We start from the raw sequence: 20,458 nt of genomic DNA, 5'->3' as shown, positions 1-20,458 counted from the left end.
TGGCGACAACTCAATGCTGGCCCAGGATACGGGCGACGGTGGCCACGTTGTGGGCCAGGTGCAACGGATTGATGGTGCCGACGATAGCACTGCTCACGCCAGGGTGTGAGAACAGCAGCTCGAAGCTGGCCTGTACCGGATCGACACCTGGCGCAAGGCAGACATGCCCACTGGCCAAGGCTTTCTTCACCAGAATGGCCTTGCCGTGTTCGGCAGCGTAGTCCAGCACCGGGCGTTCCGCCTGCTCATTGAGGTTGTAGGTGACCATGGCGCAGTCGCCCTGTTCCAGCGCCTTCAGGCCGCCGGCCACGGTCTTGCCGGAGAGCCCATAAGCGAGGATCTTGCCTTCCTGCTTGAGCGCGGCGAGGGTCTGGTAGACCTCTTGCTGCTCCAGGATCGCCAAGTCGTTGCCATCGGAATGCACCAGCACCAGTTCGATGCGGTCGGTTTCCAGCCGTTGCAAGCTGCGCTCGACCGAGCGACGGGTATGGGCGGCACTGAAATCGAAGTGCGACTGGCCATCCTCGAACTCTTCACCGACCTTGCTGACGATCACCCATTCATCGCGCTGGCCTCGCAGCAGCGGGCCCAGGCGTTCTTCACTGCGGCCATAGGCCGGCGCAGTGTCGATCAGGTTGATGCCCAGTTCGCGGGCCTGGGCCAACAACAAGCGGGCTTCATCGTCACCGGGGATGGTGAAGCCGGTGGGGTATTTCACGCCCTGATCGCGGCCTAGCTTGACCGTGCCCAGGCCCAGGGGCGACACCCTGAGGCCGGTGCTGCCCAGGGGGCGGTGAAAGTCATGCAGGGTCGGCAGGCTCATGGCAGCAGTTGCTCCCAGGCCGGCACGGCCAGCGGTGGACGTGGCAGGTCGGACAGGTCGGCCTGCGCCTGCGGGCGGATGCCGTCGCGCTCCAGGTGGGTGATCACCCGGTCGCTGAAGTCGGGTGCCAGCGCCAGCTTGGTCGGCCAGCCCACCAGCAAGCGCTGCTGATCGGCGAGGAAGGCGTTGTCCGGGCGTACCAGGCCGGATTGTGCGGGCTCGGCCCGGTCGACGCGCAGCGTGGCCCAGCTAACCTGGCTCTGGTCGACCCATGGCAGCAACTGGGCGATTTCCTTTTGTGCCGCGGCAATCTGCGCCGCAGGCTCGCGGGCTACCCCGTCGGCTTCGGCAAGGTCGCCGCCCAGGTACCACACCCATTGCCCGTCCGCGGCCGGGTGAGTGGTGACCGTCACCCGTGGCTTCGGCCCGCCGCCCAGGCAGTGAGCATAGAGCGGCTTGAGGTTGGCGCCCTTGGCCATGACCATGTGCAAGGGGCGTGTTTGCATGGCGGGTTGACGCAAGCCCAAGGCATGCAGCAGGTCCTCGGTGCCAGCGCCTGCGCTCAGCACAACGCGCTGGGCGCGAATTTCGCGCTCGTCGACGCGCAGGCCAACCAGTTCGTCGCCTTCGCGCAGCGGCTCGATGCGCTGGCCGGCCAGCAGGCTGTCACCTGCCAGTTCGGCCAGGTTGGCCAGCAGGCTGGGCACGTCGATGACCAGTTCGGCCAGGCGATAGACCTTGCCCTTGAAGGCTCGATCCTGCAGCGCAGGCGGCAGTTGCTCCCCTTTGACTTGTTCGACCCGGGTACGCACGGCCTTGCTGGCGAAGAAACTGGTGATATTGCCGGCCAGCGTGCCCGGGGACCACAGGTAGTGAGCGTCGGAAAGCAGGCGGGTGCGGCCAAGGTCCAGCTCGCCGTTGCCGTCAATGGCTTCGCGCCAGCGGCGAGGCATGTCGGCGATGGCCTCTGAGGCGCCGGTCAGGGCGCCGTGCAAGGCGTACTTGGTACCACCGTGGATGATGCCCTGGGACTTGATGGTCTGCTCGCCGCCGAGGCTGGCGCGTTCCACCAGCACGGTGGAGTAGCCCAGGCGACGCAGCCGGGCATTGAGCCAGAGGCCTGCGACCCCGGCGCCGACGATCAACACGTCAGTGGAAATGGCGGATGGCATGGCGGTACCTCGAAGATTGGGACAGCAGGCAAGTATACAGGCTATATCTGCGACGGCCCTATCGCCGGCAAGCCGGCTCCCACAGAGTTCCACGGCGCCGCAGATACCTGTGGGAGCCGGCTTGCCGGCGAGAGGCCCTCCCAGGCAAACATCAATGCCCGGCAGTTTTCGAGAACAGCTGAATCACCACCACGCCGCCCACGATCATCGCCATGCCCAGCATCGCTGGCACATCCAGTTTCTGCCCATAGATCACCAGGGCCGCCACGCTGATCAGCACAATCCCCAACCCCGACCAGATCGCATAGGCGATGCCCACCGGAATGCTGCGCACCACCAGGGTCAGCATCCAGAACGCGATCCCGTAGCCAACGACCATCAGCAGCAACGGCAACGGCGTGCTCAGACCCTTGACCGCTTTCATGGAAGCGGTGGCGATGACTTCGGCGCAGATGGCGATGGCAAGGTAGGTATAGGCGTTCATGGGTGATTCTCCGGTTACTGGTCGAGCATTCTAGACGTCCCTCGGATGGGGTAAAGTCATTACCTATCAGCATGGGAGATAGGTTGATGGCAGAGCGTTGGGATCTCGAACAATTGCGTCTGTTCGCGCGGGTTGCCGAATTGCGCTCGTTCTCGGCGGTTGCCCGTGAGCAACGCCGGGCGCAATCGGCGATCAGCAACGCGATTGCCTTGCTGGAAGCTGACCTCGGCGTCACCCTGTTCGAACGCAGCAGCGGTCGGCAGCCCAGGCTGACTGAAAATGGCACGGCCTTGCTGGAGGATGCCCGCGAGCTGTTGCGTCAGTGCGAACGCCTGGATGGTCGCGCGTTGGCGCTGATGCGGGGGCAGGAAGCCATGTTGCGGGTTGCCCAGGACGAGGCCATGCCCTATCAGCCCGTCATCGACAGCCTCGACGAACTGGCCAGCCGCTATCCCTTTCTGGAGGTGCAACTGGCCAGTGGTGCCCAGGGCGATGTGGCGCGCAAGCTGGCGGAGCGGCGCGCTGACCTGGGGTTGTTCTTTCATCACGAAAGCATTCCCGCATCGCTGGAGCGGCGTGCCCTGGGCAGCGTGGAGATGGTCACGGTGTGCGCGGTCGATCACCCGCTGGCGCGTGAAGCGCGGGTCACCCGCCAGCAACTGGCGCTTCACCGCCAATTGCTCATCACCCCTCAGCAAAGCGGCTACCCCGGCGGCGAGGCGATCAGCCCGCAGGTCTGGCGTGCCGACAGCTTCTACGCCATGGCCGAGCTGTTGATGCGTGGCCTGGGCTGGGCCTGGTTGCCGCGACATGTGGTGCAGTACCCTACCTACCAGGCGCAGATGGTCGAGCTGGCCAGCGAGTGGCGGCCCCCGGCCTTGGTAGTGGAGCTTGCCTGGCGCCGCGATGAGCCGCTGGGGCCGGCCGCACAATGGTTGGCCGAGCGCTTTGCGGTGCACCTGCGCGCGATCGGTTAAACTTCGCCGCCATGAACAGAACCCTCTATACCCTGCTGTTTCACCTGGGCCTGCCGCTGGTCGCGCTGCGCCTGTACCTGCGTGCCCGCAAGGCGCCTGCCTATGGTCAGCGCATTGGCGAACGCTTTGCACGCAACCTGCCGACCATGCGCCAGGGCGGCATCTGGGTGCATGCGGTGTCGGTCGGTGAAAGCATCGCCGCCGCGCCGATGGTGCGCGCGCTGCTCAAGGCTTACCCGCAGTTGCCGATCACCCTCACCTGCATGACCCCGACCGGCTCCGAGCGCATTCGTGCAATGTTCGCCGATGAGCCTCGCATCCAGCATTGCTACCTGCCGTATGACCTGCCGTGGGCGGCGGGGCGCTTTCTCGATCATGTGCGCCCGTGCCTGGGCGTCATCATGGAAACCGAGCTGTGGCCCAACCACATCCACCAGTGTGCCAAGCGGGGTATTCCCGTGGCCCTGGCCAATGCACGGTTGTCCGAGCGCTCGGCGCGTGGTTATGCGCGCTTTGCCAAGCTGACCCGGCCAATGCTGGCCGAGATGAGCCTGATTGCGGTGCAGACCGAAACCGAGGCGCAGCGTTTCCGCGACCTGGGCGCGCGGCCCGCGTGTGTGCAGGTGACCGGTTCGATCAAGTTCGACCTGAAGATCGACGAGCAGTTGCTGCCGCGTGCCAAGGCCTTGCGCCAGCAATGGAGAGCCGATCAGCGCCCGGTATGGATCGCGGCCAGCACCCACGAAGGGGAAGATGCGTTGATCCTGCAGGCCCATCGGCAGTTGCTGCAGGTGCATGGCGATGCGCTGTTGATTCTGGTGCCGCGCCACCCCGAACGGTTCGATGCTGTGCATGCCTTGTGCAGCGAGCAGTTCGCCACGGTGCGTCGCTCGGCCGGCACGGCAGTCGATGGCCAGACCCGTGTGTTGCTCGGCGACACCATGGGTGAGTTGCTGTTCCTCTATGCGCTGGCCGACATCGCCTTCGTCGGCGGTAGCCTGGTCGCCACCGGTGGCCACAACCCGCTGGAACCGGCGGCCTTGGCGTTGCCGGTGGTCATGGGGCCGCACGTGTTCAACTTCCTCGAGATCACGGCAATGCTGCGTGAGGCGGGCGCGTTGCAGCAGATCGACGATGCCGAGGGGCTGGCCGAAGCGGTGCGCCGTCTGGTGGAGTTGCCCCAGGATGCGCAGCGCATGGGCGAGGCGGGCAGGGCGGTGATGCGGGCCAATCAGGGGGCCTTGCAGCGGTTGCTCGATGGGCTGGGGGCACTTGTTCGCTGAGGGCTGTGGTGGCTTCTTCGCGGGACAAGCCCGCTCCCACAAGTACACCGTGCTTTTTCCTGTGGGAGCCGGCTTGCCGGCGATTGGGCCCGTACAGACCATTTGATTTGCCTGCTCCCACAGGGATTTGCGTCAGCTTTCAGACGTTGAGCAAGGCAGTGGCTCGCACAGAAGCCACCAGCAGGTTCAAGGCTTGCGTTCGAAGTTCTTGGCGGCAGCGGCGGCCAGGTCCGGCGGCAGGAAATCCTTGTCCGGGTTGTAGTCCGCCTTCAGATAGCGTTTCAGGTCGATCAGGTCCTGCGGGCTCAAGGTGCCGGCCGCCTGCTTCAGGCTCAGGTTGTCGAGAATGTAGTCATAGCGGCTGTTGTTGTAGTCACGCACCGACGTATACAGCTGGCGCTGTGCATCGAGCACGTCGACGATGTTGCGGGTACCGACCTGGTAGCCGATCTCGGTGGCTTCCAGCGCGCTCTGGTTGGAAATGATCGACTGTTTGCGCGCCTGAACCTGTTCCACATCGGTGTTCACCGCGCGGTGCAGGTTGCGGGTGTTTTCCACCACCTGGCGGCGCAGGCTCTCGCGCTGCTGCTCGCTCTGGCTCAGGCGTTGGTACGCCTCGCGCACCTGCGAGCTGGTCAGGCCGCCGCTGTAGATCGGAATGTTCAGCTGCAGCCCGATGGTGGTCTGTTCCACATCACCGCTGTAGCGCTGGCCGGGGAAGGGCGAGGGGTTGGAGAAACCGAGGTTGTCGTTGTCGCCCTTGTCGTAGCGCGCCACCGCATCCAGGGTCGGTGCATGGCCGGCCTTGCGCTGGCGCAAGGTTTCTTCAGCGGCGTCGACCGCGTGGTTGGTGGCCAGCAGGTTGAGGTTCTGGCGTCCGGCCGTTTCTACCCACGCCTTGGCGTCATTGGGGATCGGAACCTGGATCGGCAAGGTGTGGACCACGCCCTGGATCGCGCTGTACTCGCGGTTGGTCAGGGTCACCAGGGCCTCGAAGGCGTCCTGCACCTGGCGCTCGGCGATGATCCGGTTGGCCCGGGCGGTGTCGTAGCTGGCCTGGGACTGCAGCACGTCGGTCTTGTCGGAAAGGCCGACGTCGAAACGTTCATTGGACTGGTCCAGCTGGCGCTTGAACGCCGCTTCCTCGGCCTTGGTCGCGGCCAGGTTGTCCTGGGCGCGCAGCACGGCGAAGTAGTTCTGCGCGGTCTGCAGGATCAGGTTCTGCTCGGTGGCCGACAGTTCCAGCGCGGCCTGTTCGTTGACGGCCTCGGCTGCCTGCAGCTGGAACCAGCGGTCGGCGCGAAAGATCGGCTGCGAGAGGGTTGCATTCCACGAATTGCCACTGCGGTTGGTGGTGGCCGACGGCTCGTCGAACTTGGTGCGCGTGTTCTGCATCTCGGCACCGGCCGACAGGTTAGGCAGCAGGCCGGCGCGGGCCTGGGGCACCACTTCGCGGCGGGCGCCGTAGTCGGCACGTGCGGCAGCAAGATCGGCGTTGTTGTCTACCGCTTCCTGGTAGACGCTGACCAGATCGGTCTTCACTGTCGTGGGCACTTGCGCTGCCCAGACCACACCGTTGGACGCACAAGACACGGCAATCGCCAGTGAGAGTTTGCGCAGCATAGAGGCAATCCTTGTACGAGATTGTAATTTCTGAACTGTTGGGTATCGAACGACGGGCCAGTGTAGTGCCGTGTGCCCCTGGCAACAATCGCCGAGTTTGCCTTTCATCATCGCCTTGTTTTACCCGCTTGGCTTTGCCGACCACTCCAGTCTAGACTGCGCATGTTCTTGTCGGGGTGCCTTGAATCAAAGGCTGAGATCGGAGAGTTCCGGATCCCGTTGAACCTGATCAGGTTAGCGCCTGCGTAGGGAACAAGATTGCTCGCCTTCCCGGGGAGCCTCTTGTGCCAGGTCCGGGAATGTCGCAGCTGCATGCAGCTCAAGGCACCCCCCATCCGGCACTGCACACCCGTCAAGGGGTGCGTTCATGCCTTTCAGGTTCTCCCCGACATTCGCCCGCAAGGAAGACGTCTGGAGAGCCTGTGATGAGCAAACAAGAAAAATCGATCAACCTCAGCGAGTCGGCGCAAGTCGACCAGCAGTCCGTGCAACCTTTCCCGCGCTCGCGCAAGGTCTATGTCGAAGGCTCGCGCCCGGACATCCGCGTGCCCATGCGCGAAATCAGCCTGCACGACACCCCCACCGACTTCGGTGGCGAAAGCAACGCGCCGGTGCTGGTCTATGACACCTCCGGCCCGTACACCGATCCTGAGGTCATCATCGACGTGCGCAAAGGCCTGGCCGATGTGCGTTCGGCCTGGGTCGACGCCCGCGGCGACACCGAGCGCCTGGCCGGCCTGAGCTCCAACTTCGGCCAGCAACGCCTGAACGACGCCGAGCTGGCCAAGCTGCGCTTCGCTCACGTGAACAACCCACGCCGGGCCAAGGCCGGGGCCAACGTCACGCAGATGCACTATGCGCGCCAGGGCATCATCACCGCCGAGATGGAATACGTCGCCATCCGCGAAAACATGAAGCTGCAGGAGGCCCGCGCCGCCGGCCTGCTCAACCAGCAGCACGCCGGCCACAGCTTCGGCGCGAGCATCCCGAAAGAGATCACCGCCGAATTCGTGCGCGAGGAAATCGCCCGTGGCCGCGCGATCATTCCGGCCAACATCAACCACCCGGAGCTGGAGCCGATGATCATCGGCCGTAACTTCCTGGTGAAGATCAACGGCAACATCGGCAACAGCGCCCTGGGTTCCTCGATCGAGGAAGAAGTGGCCAAGCTGACCTGGGGTATCCGCTGGGGTTCGGACACGGTCATGGACCTGTCCACCGGCAAGCACATCCACGAAACCCGCGAGTGGATCATCCGCAACTCGCCGGTACCGATCGGCACCGTGCCGATCTACCAGGCCCTGGAAAAAGTCGGCGGCATCGCCGAGGACCTGACCTGGGAGCTGTTCCGCGACACCCTGATCGAACAGGCCGAGCAGGGCGTGGACTACTTCACCATCCACGCTGGCGTGCTGCTGCGCTACGTGCCGATGACCGCCAAGCGGGTCACCGGCATCGTCAGCCGTGGCGGTTCGATCATGGCCAAGTGGTGCCTGGCGCATCACCAGGAGAACTTCCTGTACACGCACTTCGACGAGATCTGCGAAATCATGAAGGCCTACGATGTCAGCTTCTCGCTGGGTGACGGCCTGCGCCCGGGCTCGATCGCCGACGCCAACGACGCGGCCCAGTTCGGTGAACTGGAAACCCTCGGCGAGCTGACCAAGATCGCCTGGAAGCACGACGTGCAGTGCATGATCGAAGGCCCTGGCCATGTGCCGATGCAGCTGATCAAAGAGAACATGGACAAGCAGCTGGAGTGCTGTGACGAGGCGCCGTTCTACACCCTCGGCCCGCTGACCACCGACATCGCACCGGGCTATGACCACATCACCTCGGGTATCGGTGCGGCGATGATCGGCTGGTTCGGTTGCGCGATGCTGTGCTATGTCACGCCGAAAGAGCACCTGGGTCTGCCGAACAAGGACGACGTCAAGACCGGTATCATCACCTACAAGATCGCCGCGCATGCTGCCGACCTTGCGAAAGGCCACCCGGGCGCGCAGATTCGTGACAACGCGCTGTCCAAGGCACGTTTCGAATTCCGCTGGGAAGACCAGTTCAACCTGGGCCTGGACCCGGACACCGCGCGGGCCTACCACGACGAGACGTTGCCGAAGGAATCGGCCAAGGTCGCGCACTTCTGCTCGATGTGCGGGCCGAAGTTCTGCTCGATGAAGATCACCCAGGAAGTACGTGAATACGCCGCCAACCAACGCATCGAGGCGGTGGATGTCGCGGTCGAGGATGGCATGCGCGAGCAGGCCGAGCGGTTCCGCCAGGAAGGCAGCCAGCTTTACAAGAAAGTGTAACAACGCCACTCCCCTTGTGGGAGCGGGCTTGCCCCGCGAAAGCGGCAGCTGGGCCAGCGCGGTTGGCAGGCCTGGCCCTTTCGCGGGGCAAGCCCGCTCCCACAAAGGTGGCTGTAGCCCATCAATTCTTCCGGCGAACATAACAATGACCACCCCCAGCCATTTCTCCCCCGACCACCCGGTCCCCTCCAGCCAGCGCCCGTTTGGCGGCCGTGACCTGTTCTCGCTGTGGTTCTCCCTCGGCATCGGCCTGATGGTCCTGCAGGTGGGCGCCATGCTCGCCCCTGGCCTTGGCCTGGCAGGCGCCGTTCTGGCCATTGCCCTCGGCACCGGCGTGGGCGTGCTGCTGCTGGGCGCAGCCGGCGTCATCGGCAGCGACACCGGCCTGTCGGCCATGGCCACCCTGCGCCTGAGCCTGGGCCGCCACGGCGCACGCTTGCCGGCGCTGCTCAACCTCCTGCAACTGGTGGGCTGGGGCGCGTTCGAGATCATCGTCATGCGTGATGCGGCCAGCCTGCTCGGCGCACGTACCTTCGGCGAAGACAGCCTGTGGAACAGCCCGATGCTCTGGACCCTCTGCTTCGGCGGTCTGGCCACCCTGCTAGCGGTCAGCGGGCCGTTGGCCTTCGTGCGCAAGATCTTGCGCAAATGGGGTATCTGGGTACTGATGGGGGCTTGCCTGTGGCTGACCTGGAACCTGTTCGCCAAGGCCGACCTGGTCGAGTTGTGGAAGCGCAGTGGTGACGGTTCGATGTCGCTGGCCGTGGGCTTTGACATCGTCATTGCCATGCCGCTGTCGTGGCTGCCGCTGATCGCCGACTACTCGCGTTTCGCCAGCAACGGCAAGCGTGTCTTCGGCGGGACTGTGCTGGGCTACTTCATTGGCAACACCTGGCTGATGAGCCTGGGTGTGGCCTACACCCTGGCATTCGCCCCGAGCGGCGAGGCCAATGCCCTGCTGCTGGCCCTGGCGGGTGCTGGCATGGGCCTTCCGTTGCTGTTGATCCTGCTGGATGAGTCGGAAAAAGCCTTTGCCGACATCCACTCGGCTGCGGTTTCCAGCGGCTTGCTGGTGCCTGTGAAAGTCGAACACCTGGCCTTGGCCATCGGCGTGCTGTGCACCCTGATCGCCCTGCTGGCGCCGTTGGCCCAGTACGAAAACTTCCTGCTGCTGATCGGTTCGGTGTTCGCGCCGCTGTTCGGCGTGGTGCTGATGGACCACTACGTGATCCGCCGCCGCCGCGCGCCAGCACAGGTCGACGGGTTGCACTGGGAGGCGCTGCTGGCCTGGGTTGCGGGTGTCGCGGCCTACCATTTGATCGCCGCGCAAGCGCCAGCGCTGGGGGCGACCCTGCCAGCACTGATGCTGGCAGGTGGGCTGCATGCGCTACTGAGCCTCAGCCGCGGCCGGGAAACAGTTCAGGCTTGATGACGCCATTCAGGCGCGGGTAGGGGAGCTTGAGTTCCACGTGGCCCATGGAATAGGGCGCGATGGTATAGACCTCATACTTGACCACTACCGCGCCGTAGGTCAGGGCGATGTGCGGGGACTTCTGGAACGGCCAGGTCTTCACGAACTGGGCGTCCTTGTCCATGCCCACGCTGATCAGCCAGGCACGGTGCGATTCCTCGACGGTCTTCCAGAAGGTGTCCTCCTGGCCCGGCACCAGCATGTCCTGGAGGGTCAGCTCCTTGTCCAGCTTGCGCGAGTAGTTGATGAAGCCACGCCCGGGCATGCCGTGGGCACCGCCGCTGTCGAGGTAGCTGGACAGCTCGATGATCACCAGTCCGTCATGCTGTTCACGTACCTTGGCCTGCAGGTAGCTGCTGTTGCGCTTGTCGGCGCTGGCCAGGTATTGCTGCTCATAGGCCTGCAAAGTGCTTGGCGCAGTCCCACGCTGGTTGTCCTCGGTCAGCTGCAGCAGGCGTTTCTCGACGATGGCGTCGAGTTTCGGCAGGTCCGGGAAGTGGATGGTATCGATGTTCACCAGCGGGCAGTCACTGGCGCTGCAGCCGGGTTTGACGTGTTCCCAGGCATCGCGCTTGACCTCTAGCGGGGCCCGGTAATTGGGCGTGAACAGGCTCTGGCAGGCACCCAGGGCCAAGGCCAGCACAGCCACGGAAGTCAGTTTGACAAGTGTCATGATGATCCTTGCAGAACGGGGAAAAGTCGGCCTTTGACCGTCTGCGCGGCCTTCAGTTCGCCACTAAGCTAACAGAGAGAAGACGCGCTGTCCCGACTGCACGAACGGTTGCCGGAAAGGGATGAAACCGGCAAGCGTGCAGAGTAGGATGGCGCGATGCGGTATTCGAGGTCATGAGGATTTCCATGTCAGACACGTTGAATTCAGTGCCCAAGGGCTTCGAGATCATCGAGCGGGCCAATTGCTTCCAGGGCTTTTACAAGCTCGACAAGGTGCGCCTGCGCCATGAACTGTTCGCTGGGGGCATGGGTCGTGAAATCAGCCGGGAACTGTTCGTGCGGCACGATGCCGTGTGCGTGTTGCCCTACGATCCGCTGCGCGATGAAGTGGTGCTGATAGAGCAGTTTCGAGTCGGGGCGTTGGGAAAGGTTGCCAACCCTTGGCTGATCGAGCAGGTTGCCGGGCTGATCGACAAGGACGAACAACCGGAAGAGGTGGCCCACCGTGAAGCCGAAGAGGAAGCCGGCCTGACCTTCAGCGCCCTGTGGCCGATGACGCGTTACTTCCCGTCGCCGGGTGGCAGCGATGAATTCGTGCACCTGTTCCTCGGGCGTTGCAGCAGCGAAGGCGCCGGAGGCCTGCATGGCCTGGAAGAAGAAGGCGAGGACATCCGGGTAAGCGTCTGGCCGTTCGAGGATGCCTTGCAGGCCGTGCGCGACGGGCGCATCTGCAACGCGGCGACCATCATCGGCCTGCAATGGCTGGCACTGAACCGTGACGAAGTTCGAGGTATGTGGAAGTGAACCTGCTGCGTGAGCGTTATCGGGTCGACCTGGCCGGGCTGCAAGCAGCCTGCGAGGCCAACTATGCCCGGCTCATGCGCCTTCTGCCCGACATGCGCACCAGCCAGAGCTCGCGGCGCATCGGCATGACCCAGGGCGATCAGATGCTCGGCGTGCTGGTGCTGGACGTGGTGCTGGCCTGCCCATACACCACTACCTTGCGCGTTCGTCAGGAGCACAGCCTGCCCTGGCTGCCGGTGCCGCACCTGGAGGTGCAGGTGTACCACGATGCGCGCATGGCCGAAGTGATCAGCGCCGAACATACCCGGCGCCTGCGCAGTATCTACCCGTATCCCAATGAAGCGATGCATCAGCCGGACGAGAAAGCCCAGCTCAATCTTTTCCTCGGCGAATGGCTGAGCCACTGCCTGGCGTGTGGCCATGAACTGGCAAGTGTGCGCTGAAATGTGAAGCCGGTCGGTTTCGCCTGTTTGCTCGCCACGGCTGCAGCGCGATAATCCCTGCTGAATCCGTTCGAGGAGACGGCCGTTGCCGCACCCAGATCTTTCCCCGGCACCCGTGCATGTGGTGCAACTCACCGACGCCCATCTGTTCGCCGACCCGGCGGGCACCATGCTGGGCCTGAACACCCGTGACAGCCTGCGCCATGTGATCGAGCAGGTGCGGCGCGAGCAACCGCGTATCGATCTGCTGCTGTGTACAGGTGATTTGTCACAGGACGCCAGTGTCGCTTCCTATGAAGCGTTCCGTGCCTTGACCGCTGGGCTGGGTGCTCCCGCGCGCTGGTTGCCGGGCAATCATGACGAAGCGCGGGTGATGGCCGAAGTGGCGCCGCAGCTGGTGCAGGCGGTCACCGACGTGGGTGCCTGGCGGGTAGTGATGCTCAATACGGCGGTGGCAGGGGCTACCCATGGGCTGCTTGAGCAGGACCAGTTGTCGCTGCTCGACGAGGCGCTGGCATCGGCAGGCGAGCGCCATTGCCTGGTGTGCTGCCACCACCAGCCCGTAGACATCGGCTGTGCGTGGATTGCCCCCATCGGATTGCGCAATGCCAATGAACTGTTGCAGCGGCTGGCGAGTTATCCACAAGTGAAAGCCTTGCTTTGGGGGCATATCCATCAGCCGTGGGATGAAACGCGCGATGGCCTGCGCCTGCTGGCCACCCCGTCCACCTGCATCCAGTTCGCCGCCGCCAGCGAGGATTTCAAGGTCAGCGAAGAGCAGCCCGGGTATCGCTGGTTGCGTCTGCACGCCGACGGACGACTGGAGACTGGCGTGGAGCGGGCCCGGGACTTCGAAGTCAGGCTCGACTTCGACAGCCCGGGCTATTGAGGTAAAGGGGCTGCTGCGCAGCCCAATCGCCGGCAAGCCGGCTCCCACAGAGAAAGGGCAGCGATTCCCCTTGTGGGAGCCGGCTTGCCGGCGATTGGGCCGCGCAGCGGCCCAGGTTCACAAGACGAATTTGTTGCGAAAAACCAGCCGCGGCACCAAAACCCGGCGAACACGCTACACTGCGCATCCCTGCGCCCGCACCCTCGGGCGCGAAGCCAAAGATTCCGGGGGCAGCATGTCGGGTTCCATCCTCTATATCCATGGCTTCAACAGCTCTCCGCTGTCCACCAAGGCGCGTCAGCTCGAAGCCGTGATGCAGCAACTGGGGCTGTCCGGCCAACTGCGTGCACCGGCCTTGCACCATCACCCGCGCCAGGCCATGGTGCAGCTCGAAGCCGCCATCGCCGAGCTGGGCGCGCCGCTGCTGGTCGGCAGCTCGCTCGGCGGCTACTATGCCACCCATCTGGCCGAGCGCCATGGCCTGAAGGCATTGCTGGTCAACCCAGCGGTAACCCCGCACAAGCGGTTCGACGGCTACCTGGGCAGCCAGCGCAATCATTACACGGGTGAAACCTGGGAGCTGACCCACGACCACGTGCAGGCGCTGGCCGAGCTGGAAGTGCCGGCACCCGAGGACCCCAGCCGCTATCAAGTGTGGTTGCAGACCGCCGATGAAACCCTGGACTATCGCCACGCCGAACGCTATTACCGGGCCTGCGCCCTGCGTATCCAGGCCGGTGGCGACCACAGTTACCAGGGCTTCGCCGCGCAGCTGCCGGCCCTGCTGGCGTTCGCCGGGATTGCCCGGCAGCAGTACGCGGCGCTCGATTTTTCTGTATTTTGATTTTTTCGCATTCACCAGACTGACGACGAGAACCCATGGCCAATCCCAGCGCTAGCGCCTATAACGCAGACGCCATCGAAGTCCTCTCGGGCCTTGACCCGGTCCGCAAGCGGCCGGGCATGTACACCGATACCAGCCGGCCGAACCACCTGGCCCAGGAAGTCATCGACAACAGCGTCGACGAAGCCCTGGCAGGCCACGCCCGTTCGGTCCAGGTCATCCTGCATGCCGACCATTCGCTGGAAGTCAGCGACGATGGTCGCGGCATGCCCGTGGATATCCACCCTGAAGAGGGCGTGTCGGGGGTCGAGCTGATCCTCACCAAGCTGCACGCCGGCGGCAAGTTCTCCAACAAGAACTACCAGTTCTCCGGCGGCTTGCACGGCGTTGGCATCTCGGTGGTCAACGCCCTGTCGACCCAGGTGCGCGTACGCGTCAAGCGCGACGGCAACGAGTACCAGATGAGCTTCGCCGATGGCTTCAAGGCCAGCGAGCTGGAAGTAGTCGGTACGGTCGGCAAACGCAACACCGGTACCAGCGTGTACTTCAGCCCTGACCCGAAGTATTTCGACTCGCCGAAATTCTCCATCAGCCGCCTCAAGCACGTGCTCAAGGCCAAGGCTGTCCTGTGCCCAGGCCTGCTGGTGAGCTTCGAGGACAAGGCCAGTGGCGAGAAGGTCGAGTGGCATTATGAAGATGGCCTGCGTTCCTACCTGGTCGACTCGGTCAGCGAGTTCCTGCGCCTGCCCGACGAGCCGTTCTGCGGCAGCCTGGCCGGCAACAAGGAGGCCGTGGACTGGGCGCTGCTGTGGCTGCCCGAAGGCGGCGACAGTGTTCAGGAAAGCTACGTCAACCTGATTCCCACCGCCCAGGGCGGCACCCACGTCAACGGCCTGCGACAGGGCCTGCTGGATGCCATGCGCGAGTTCTGCGAGTTCCGCAACCTGCTGCCGCGCGGCGTCAAGCTGGCGCCCGAAGACGTCTGGGAACGCATCACCTTCGTGCTCTCGATGAAGATGCAGGAGCCGCAGTTCTCCGGGCAGACCAAGGAACGCCTGTCGTCCCGCGAGGCCGCGGCTTTCGTCTCGGGTGTGGTCAAGGATGCCTTCAGCCTGTGGCTCAATGCCCACCCCGAGCTGGGCATGCAACTGGCGGAGCTGGCCATCAGCAACGCCGGGCGGCGCCTCAAGGCGAGCAAGAAGGTCGAACGCAAGCGCATCACCCAGGGCCCGGCCTTGCCAGGCAAGCTGGCCGACTGCGCCGGACAGGATCCCATGCGTGCCGAGCTGTTCCTGGTCGAGGGCGACTCCGCCGGTGGTTCGGCCAAGCAGGCGCGGGACAAGGAATTCCAGGCAATCCTGCCGCTGCGCGGCAAGATCCTCAACACCTGGGAAGTCGACGGCGGCGAAGTCCTGGCCAGTCAGGAAGTGCATAACATCGCCGTGGCCATCGGGGTCGACCCCGGTGCCGCCGATCTGACGCAGCTGCGCTATGGCAAGATCTGCATCCTCGCCGACGCCGACTCCGACGGCCTGCACATCGCGACCCTGCTGTGCGCGCTGTTCGTGCAGCACTTCCGCCCGCTGGTCGAAGCCGGCCACGTCTACGTCGCCATGCCGCCGCTGTATCGCATCGACCTGGGCAAGGAAATCTACTACGCCCTCGACGAAGCCGAGCGTGACGGCATTCTCGACCGCCTGGTGGCCGAGAAGAAGCGCGGCAAGCCACAGGTCACCCGATTCAAGGGTCTGGGCGAGATGAACCCGCCGCAGCTGCGCGAAACCACCATGGACCCGAACACCCGGCGCCTGGTCCAGCTGACCCTGGACGACCTGGCGGGCACCACCGAGATCATGGACATGCTGCTGGCCAAGAAGCGCGCCGGTGATCGCAAGAACTGGCTGGAAACCAAAGGCAATCTGGCTGAGGTCCTGGTTTGATTCGTCTGTTGGTCGCGGTTCTGCTGAGCCTGATTGCCCTGCCTACCCTGGCAGGCAACTGGCCAGAACTGAAACTGGCATCCGAGCACCCCATCGACGGCATGCGCGGCGGCAACCTTTCCGGGTTGGCCTTTTGCCGAGGCGCGCTGTGGGGCGTTTCAGACCGCGACGATGATCGAATTTACCAGTTCGATCAGCAGGACGCGGTGTGGCGCGCCCAGCCGCTGGCTTTCACCCCGCCGCTGGTGCCGGAGAGCGGCTTGCCCTGGGGCTTGAAAACACGCAACTGGGTCGCGTCGTACGTACGCGGCGGCGAGCTGGATTATGAAGGCATCACCTGCGATCAGGCGGGCAACCTCTATGTGGTCAGCGAAGCCCATGCGGCGGTGCTGCAACTGCCGGTCCAAGGTGAGCCAGACTGGTTGAAAATCGACCCGGCGATGATTCGCCAGGCCCGGGCCAGCGGCATGCTGTTGCACTTCAACGCCTTGTTCGAAGGCCTGGCGATCAACCCGGCCGGTGACCGCCTGTGGCTGGCGGCCGAGCGCGAGCGCCGCGGCCTGGTGGCGATAGAGCGCCAGCACTCGGTGTGGACCTGCGGGCGCACGTGCGTAGTGCTCAGCGAAGCCGGGGTCGAGATGCAGCCGCCGCAGATGCCCAATGCCCGCGCGCTATCGCGTGATTTCGCTGACCTGGCCTGGTTCGAGGGCAAGCTGTTCACCCTCGAGCGCAATGCATACCGACTCTGCCGGCGTGACGCCGACAGTGGCAGCGTCGAGCGCTGCTGGTCGTTCGCAGCCGATACCCTGAAGCCGGAACGCCTCTACGATCAGCCCTTCGGCCTCGCCGAAGCACTGGTGGTCGACGCCAAGGGCGCCTGGGTAGGTATCGACAACAACAACGGTGATCGTGCCGATGGCGAAAGCCGGCCGGTGGTCTGGCGTTTCGACGCCCCGCAAGGTGGCTGGAGCGCCAAGCCATGAGCCAGGCACCGGGCAAGCGCGCGGGCAGGGTACTGATGATCGTCGCCTGGGCGGCGGCGCTGTTCCTTGCCACGCGCTTCTTCGGGCAGTGGGAGGAACGCGAGCGCAACCCCAATACCCAGGTACAGTCCGAGCATGGCGAAGGCTTCATCGAGGTGCGCCTGCTGAGTAACGGCCAGGGCCACTTCGTCGCCGATGGCGCGATCAATGGCCAGGTGGTGCACTTCATGCTCGACACCGGCGCCACCGACGTGGCGATCCCCGAGTCGTTGGCCCGTGGCCTGGACCTGCAGCGCGGCAGCCCGGTGACGCTGAGTACCGCCAATGGCCGCACCGAAGGTTACCGCACCCGCCTGGACAGCCTGCAGCTGGGTGATATCCGCCTGCACAACGTGCGCGCGCTGGTGGTGCCCGGGCTGGATGGGCAAACCGTGCTGCTCGGCATGAGCGCGTTGAAACAACTTGAATTTACCCAGCGCGGCGGCACCATGCTGTTGCGCCAGAACTTGAAATGACGAGGCCCGCATGAGCGACCCACTGGAACTCAGCCTCGACGGCGTCGAACGCCGTTCGCTGGCTGACTTCACCGAACAGGCCTACCTCAACTACTCCATGTACGTGATCATGGACCGGGCCCTGCCGCACATCGGCGATGGCCTGAAGCCTGTGCAACGACGCATCGTCTATGCCATGAGCGAGTTGGGGCTCGATGCCGACGCCAAGCACAAGAAGTCGGCGCGTACCGTCGGCGACGTGCTCGGCAAGTTCCACCCCCACGGCGACTCGGCCTGCTACGAGGCCATGGTGCTGATGGCGCAGCCGTTCAGCTACCGCTACACGCTGGTCGATGGCCAGGGTAACTGGGGTGCGCCGGACGATCCGAAGTCGTTCGCCGCCATGCGTTATACCGAGGCGCGCTTGTCGCGTTACTCCGAGGTGCTGCTCAGCGAACTGGGCCAGGGCACCGCGGACTGGGTGCCGAACTTCGACGGCACGCTGGAGGAACCGGCAGTGCTGCCGGCGCGCCTGCCGAACATTCTGCTCAATGGCACCACCGGCATCGCCGTGGGCATGGCCACCGACGTACCGCCGCACAACCTGCGCGAAGTGGCCAGCGCCTGCGTGCGCCTGCTCGACGAGCCCAAGGCGACCATCGAGCAGTTGTGCGAGCACATTCAAGGCCCCGACTACCCGACCGAAGCCGAAATCATCACGCCCCGTGCCGAGATCCTGAAGATCTACGAAAGTGGCCGTGGTTCGATCCGCATGCGCGCCGTGTACCGGGTCGAGGACGGTGACATCGTCGTCACCGCGCTGCCGCACCAGGTTTCCGGGGCCAAGGTACTGGAACAGATCGCCGCGCAGATGCAGGCCAAGAAGCTGCCGATGGTCGCCGACCTGCGTGACGAATCGGACCACGAGAACCCGTGCCGTATCGTCATCATCCCGCGCTCCAACCGGGTGGATGCCGCCGAGCTGATGCAGCACCTGTTCGCTACCACTGACCTGGAAAGCAGCTACCGGGTCAACGTCAACATCATCGGCCTTGACGGTCGGCCGCAGTTGAAGAACCTGCGCGTCTTGCTGCTGGAGTGGCTGGAGTACCGCATCGGTACCGTTCGTCGCCGCCTGCAGCACCGCCTGGACAAGGTCGAGAGGCGCCTGCACCTGTTGGAAGGCTTGCTCACCGCGTTCCTCAACCTGGATGAAGTGATTCACATCATCCGTACCGAGGAACACCCCAAGCAGGCACTGATTGCCCGTTTCGAGCTGTCCGAGATCCAGGCCGAGTACATCCTCGAAACTCGCCTGCGTCAGCTGGCGCGCCTGGAAGAGATGAAGATCCGTGGCGAGCAGGACGAACTGCTGAAGGAACAGGCCAAGCTGCAAACGCTGCTCGGCAGCGATGCCAAGCTGCGCAAGCTGGTGCGCAGCGAACTGATCAAGGACGCCGAGACCTATGGCGACGACCGCCGCTCGCCCATCGTCGAGCGCGCCGAAGCCAAGGCCCTGTCCGAAAACGAATTGATGCCGACCGAGCCGGTCACCGTGGTGCTGTCGGAGAAGGGCTGGGTGCGTTGCGCCAAGGGCCACGATATCGATGCCACCGGGCTTTCCTACAAGGCCGGCGACGGCTTCAAGGCTGCGGCCGCCGGCCGCTCCAACCAGTTTGCCGTGCTCATCGACTCCACTGGGCGCAGTTATTCGGTGGCTGCGCATACCTTGCCTTCGGCACGTGGCCAGGGCGAGCCGCTGACCGGCCGCCTGACGCCGCCACCGGGCGCCACCTTCGAATGCGTGCTGTTGCCGGAGGACGATGCCCTGTACGTGGTGGCCTCAGACGCCGGCTACGGCTTCGTGGTCAAGGGCGAAGACCTGCAGGCCAAGAACAAGGCAGGCAAAGGCCTGCTCAGCCTGCCCAACGGCGCCAAGGTGATCAGCCCGCGCCTGGTGGCCAACCGCGAACAGGACTGGCTGGCGGCAGTGACCACCGAGGGCCGCTTGCTGGTGTTCAAAGTGGCCGATTTGCCGCAACTGGGCAAAGGCAAGGGCAACAAGATCATCGGTGTGCCTGGCGACCGGGTGGCCAGTCGGGAAGAATACGTCACCGACCTGGCGGTGATTGCCGAGGGCGCGACGCTTGTGTTGCAGGCGGGCAAACGTACACTGTCGCTGAAACCGGACGACCTTGAGCATTACAAGGGCGAGCGGGGCCGGCGCGGTAGCAAGCTGCCACGCGGGTTCCAGCGGGTTGATGGGTTGCAGGTGGAGGGGCCCGCCTGACCCGATGAATGGTCTGGGACGGCATTTTCAGCGCCGTTCCAGGCGGAAATGCTGGAGTCGGACCAACATTTCGCGGATGATAGTGCCCCTGCGGTGCCGGCGTGGCCGTGTGCCCGAATGAATGAATATCAGTATCACTGCGGTTTGCCTGGTGGCGACCGCCTGGATGGGATGAATGAAATTTCTGCGCCTTCCATTTGCGCTGTTGTTGACGGGTTTGCTGGGCCTGAGCGGATGCAGCATGCATCAGCCGGTTGCCCTGTATCAGCTCGACAGCGGTGATCCTGGCCAGCCCTCGCAAAGTGCGGGCATGGCCGTGGTGCTCGGCCCGGTGTCGATCGCCGATTACCTGCAGCGCGAAACCTTCTTGCAGCGTCAGGCCGATGGCAGCCTGAGTTCGGCGACCGACGGTCGTTGGGCCGGTAGCCTGTCGGCGGACATCGATCAACTGCTGGTACGCCAGCTGGCTTGGCGCCTGGACAGCCAGCGCGTGGTCCTGGCCCCTGCCAGCACCGGCTTCTCGCCAGACGTGCAGGTACTGCTGTCGATTACGCGTCTGGACTCGGGCAAGAACCAGCCGGCTATTCTCGACGCCCAATGGCGTCTGCTGGACCGTCGTGGCCATGTGCGTGACAACCGTATCGTGCACCTCGAGCAGCAGCATGAGGGCACCGAGTCGTCGCAGGTGCAGGCTCAGGGCCAATTGCTGCAGAAGCTGGCCGAACAGTTGAGCACTGCAGTCAAGCCACTGGCCAACCAGCCGGCGATCGCCGAGGACACGCCGAAGAAGGCTGCGGCCCCGGTGCAGGTCAAGAAAGAGCCGGAGAAGTCGAAGATCCCGATGGCTTCGCCGATTCGTACCGATATGGAAGTCTATCGGTTCTGATGGTTTTGCCAGATACAAGAAAGCCCGCACATGTGCGGGCTTTTTTATTGCCTGTACCGGCCTCATCG

General features: G+C 64.3%; 18 protein-coding genes and 1 riboswitch. Of the genes, 13 read left to right on the top strand and 5 right to left on the bottom strand.

Annotated features, from left to right (window positions below; translation table 11 throughout):
• Positions 1 to 10 precede the first annotated feature (10 nt).
• From PMI38_RS14060 to PMI38_RS14050, 3 genes are all read right to left on the bottom strand, one after another.
• Positions 11 to 823, bottom strand: coding sequence for an aldo/keto reductase (locus tag PMI38_RS14060; RefSeq protein WP_008095059.1), 813 nt, complete (start codon positions 821 to 823; stop codon positions 11 to 13).
• Positions 820 to 1,995, bottom strand: coding sequence for an NAD(P)/FAD-dependent oxidoreductase (locus tag PMI38_RS14055; RefSeq protein WP_008095058.1), 1,176 nt, complete (start codon positions 1,993 to 1,995; stop codon positions 820 to 822). Before PMI38_RS14055 ends, PMI38_RS14060 begins: the two co-directional genes overlap by 4 nt.
• 151 nt (positions 1,996 to 2,146) lie before the next feature.
• Positions 2,147 to 2,479: a DMT family transporter gene (locus PMI38_RS14050; RefSeq protein ID WP_008095055.1), complete on the bottom strand. Its 333-nt coding sequence runs from the start codon at positions 2,477 to 2,479 to the stop codon at positions 2,147 to 2,149.
• An 86-nt stretch (positions 2,480 to 2,565) separates the two neighbouring features.
• Between PMI38_RS14050 and PMI38_RS14045 the strand changes: the two genes are divergently transcribed.
• Both PMI38_RS14045 and waaA read left to right on the top strand, forming a co-directional pair.
• Positions 2,566 to 3,456: a LysR family transcriptional regulator gene (locus PMI38_RS14045; RefSeq protein ID WP_008095053.1), complete on the top strand. Its 891-nt coding sequence runs from the start codon at positions 2,566 to 2,568 to the stop codon at positions 3,454 to 3,456.
• Positions 3,457 to 3,467: 11 nt separating this feature from the next.
• Positions 3,468 to 4,739 (top strand): lipid IV(A) 3-deoxy-D-manno-octulosonic acid transferase, encoded by a 1,272-nt coding sequence (gene waaA, locus PMI38_RS14040; protein ID WP_008095051.1) that lies wholly within the window; start codon positions 3,468 to 3,470, stop codon positions 4,737 to 4,739.
• A gap of 186 nt (positions 4,740 to 4,925) precedes the next feature.
• Here waaA and PMI38_RS14035 read toward each other — a convergent pair whose 3' ends face one another.
• Complete coding sequence (locus PMI38_RS14035) at positions 4,926 to 6,362, bottom strand: TolC family outer membrane protein (protein WP_008095049.1); 1,437 nt, start codon at positions 6,360 to 6,362, stop codon at positions 4,926 to 4,928.
• A 162-nt stretch (positions 6,363 to 6,524) separates the two neighbouring features.
• A riboswitch (TPP riboswitch) is annotated at positions 6,525 to 6,631 on the top strand.
• A 156-nt stretch (positions 6,632 to 6,787) separates the two neighbouring features.
• Between PMI38_RS14035 and thiC the strand changes: the two genes are divergently transcribed.
• Together thiC and cytX are read left to right on the top strand one after the other, a co-directional pair.
• On the top strand, positions 6,788 to 8,674 hold the full coding sequence (gene thiC / locus PMI38_RS14030; protein WP_008095047.1) for a phosphomethylpyrimidine synthase ThiC: 1,887 nt from the start codon (positions 6,788 to 6,790) through the stop codon (positions 8,672 to 8,674).
• Positions 8,675 to 8,819: 145 nt separating this feature from the next.
• Positions 8,820 to 10,103: a putative hydroxymethylpyrimidine transporter CytX gene (cytX, locus tag PMI38_RS14025; protein ID WP_008095046.1), complete on the top strand. Its 1,284-nt coding sequence runs from the start codon at positions 8,820 to 8,822 to the stop codon at positions 10,101 to 10,103.
• Here cytX and PMI38_RS14020 read toward each other — a convergent pair.
• Entirely contained in the window at positions 10,072 to 10,818 is a 747-nt protein-coding gene (locus PMI38_RS14020) for an RsiV family protein (RefSeq protein ID WP_008095044.1), read from the bottom strand. The genes cytX and PMI38_RS14020 overlap by 32 nt on opposite strands.
• 185 nt (positions 10,819 to 11,003) lie before the next feature.
• Between PMI38_RS14020 and PMI38_RS14015 the strand changes: the two genes are divergently transcribed.
• From PMI38_RS14015 to PMI38_RS13975, 9 genes are all read left to right on the top strand, one after another.
• Positions 11,004 to 11,621 carry an NUDIX domain-containing protein gene (locus PMI38_RS14015; RefSeq protein WP_008095042.1) on the top strand — a complete coding sequence of 206 codons (618 nt, stop codon included), beginning with the start codon at positions 11,004 to 11,006 and terminating at the stop codon, positions 11,619 to 11,621.
• The gene (locus PMI38_RS14010) at positions 11,612 to 12,064 is read left to right on the top strand and encodes a DUF1249 domain-containing protein (RefSeq protein ID WP_043273633.1); all 453 of its coding nucleotides are present in this window, start codon (positions 11,612 to 11,614) and stop codon (positions 12,062 to 12,064) included. Before PMI38_RS14015 ends, PMI38_RS14010 begins: the two co-directional genes overlap by 10 nt.
• An 85-nt stretch (positions 12,065 to 12,149) precedes the next feature.
• Positions 12,150 to 12,953, top strand: coding sequence for a 3',5'-cyclic-AMP phosphodiesterase (cpdA, locus tag PMI38_RS14005; protein ID WP_008095038.1), 804 nt, complete (start codon positions 12,150 to 12,152; stop codon positions 12,951 to 12,953).
• Positions 12,954 to 13,188: 235 nt separating this feature from the next.
• Positions 13,189 to 13,797 (top strand): YqiA/YcfP family alpha/beta fold hydrolase, encoded by a 609-nt coding sequence (locus PMI38_RS14000; protein WP_008095036.1) that lies wholly within the window; start codon positions 13,189 to 13,191, stop codon positions 13,795 to 13,797.
• Positions 13,798 to 13,832: 35 nt separating this feature from the next.
• Positions 13,833 to 15,737 carry a DNA topoisomerase IV subunit B gene (gene parE, locus PMI38_RS13995; RefSeq protein WP_008095035.1) on the top strand — a complete coding sequence of 635 codons (1,905 nt, stop codon included), beginning with the start codon at positions 13,833 to 13,835 and terminating at the stop codon, positions 15,735 to 15,737.
• Positions 15,734 to 16,720, top strand: a complete 987-nt coding sequence (locus PMI38_RS13990; protein WP_008095034.1) for an esterase-like activity of phytase family protein — start codon at positions 15,734 to 15,736, stop codon at positions 16,718 to 16,720. The genes parE and PMI38_RS13990 overlap by 4 nt, the downstream gene beginning before the upstream one ends.
• A complete protein-coding gene (locus tag PMI38_RS13985) occupies positions 16,717 to 17,235 on the top strand; it encodes a retropepsin-like aspartic protease family protein (RefSeq protein WP_008095033.1) in 519 nt (172 codons plus the stop codon). The genes PMI38_RS13990 and PMI38_RS13985 overlap by 4 nt, the downstream gene beginning before the upstream one ends.
• 10 nt (positions 17,236 to 17,245) lie before the next feature.
• Positions 17,246 to 19,504, top strand: coding sequence for a DNA topoisomerase IV subunit A (gene parC / locus PMI38_RS13980; RefSeq protein ID WP_008095032.1), 2,259 nt, complete (start codon positions 17,246 to 17,248; stop codon positions 19,502 to 19,504).
• Between the two features lie 175 nt (positions 19,505 to 19,679).
• Complete coding sequence (locus PMI38_RS13975) at positions 19,680 to 20,390, top strand: PqiC family protein (protein ID WP_008095030.1); 711 nt, start codon at positions 19,680 to 19,682, stop codon at positions 20,388 to 20,390.
• The last annotated feature ends 68 nt before the right edge of the window (positions 20,391 to 20,458 follow it).

Origin of the sequence: Pseudomonas sp. GM84 (assembly GCF_000282535.1) — a bacterium.
GTDB lineage: Bacteria > Pseudomonadota > Gammaproteobacteria > Pseudomonadales > Pseudomonadaceae > Aquipseudomonas.
Note: the sequence above shows the minus strand (reverse complement) of the source record. Positions and strands in the feature narration are given on the sequence as shown.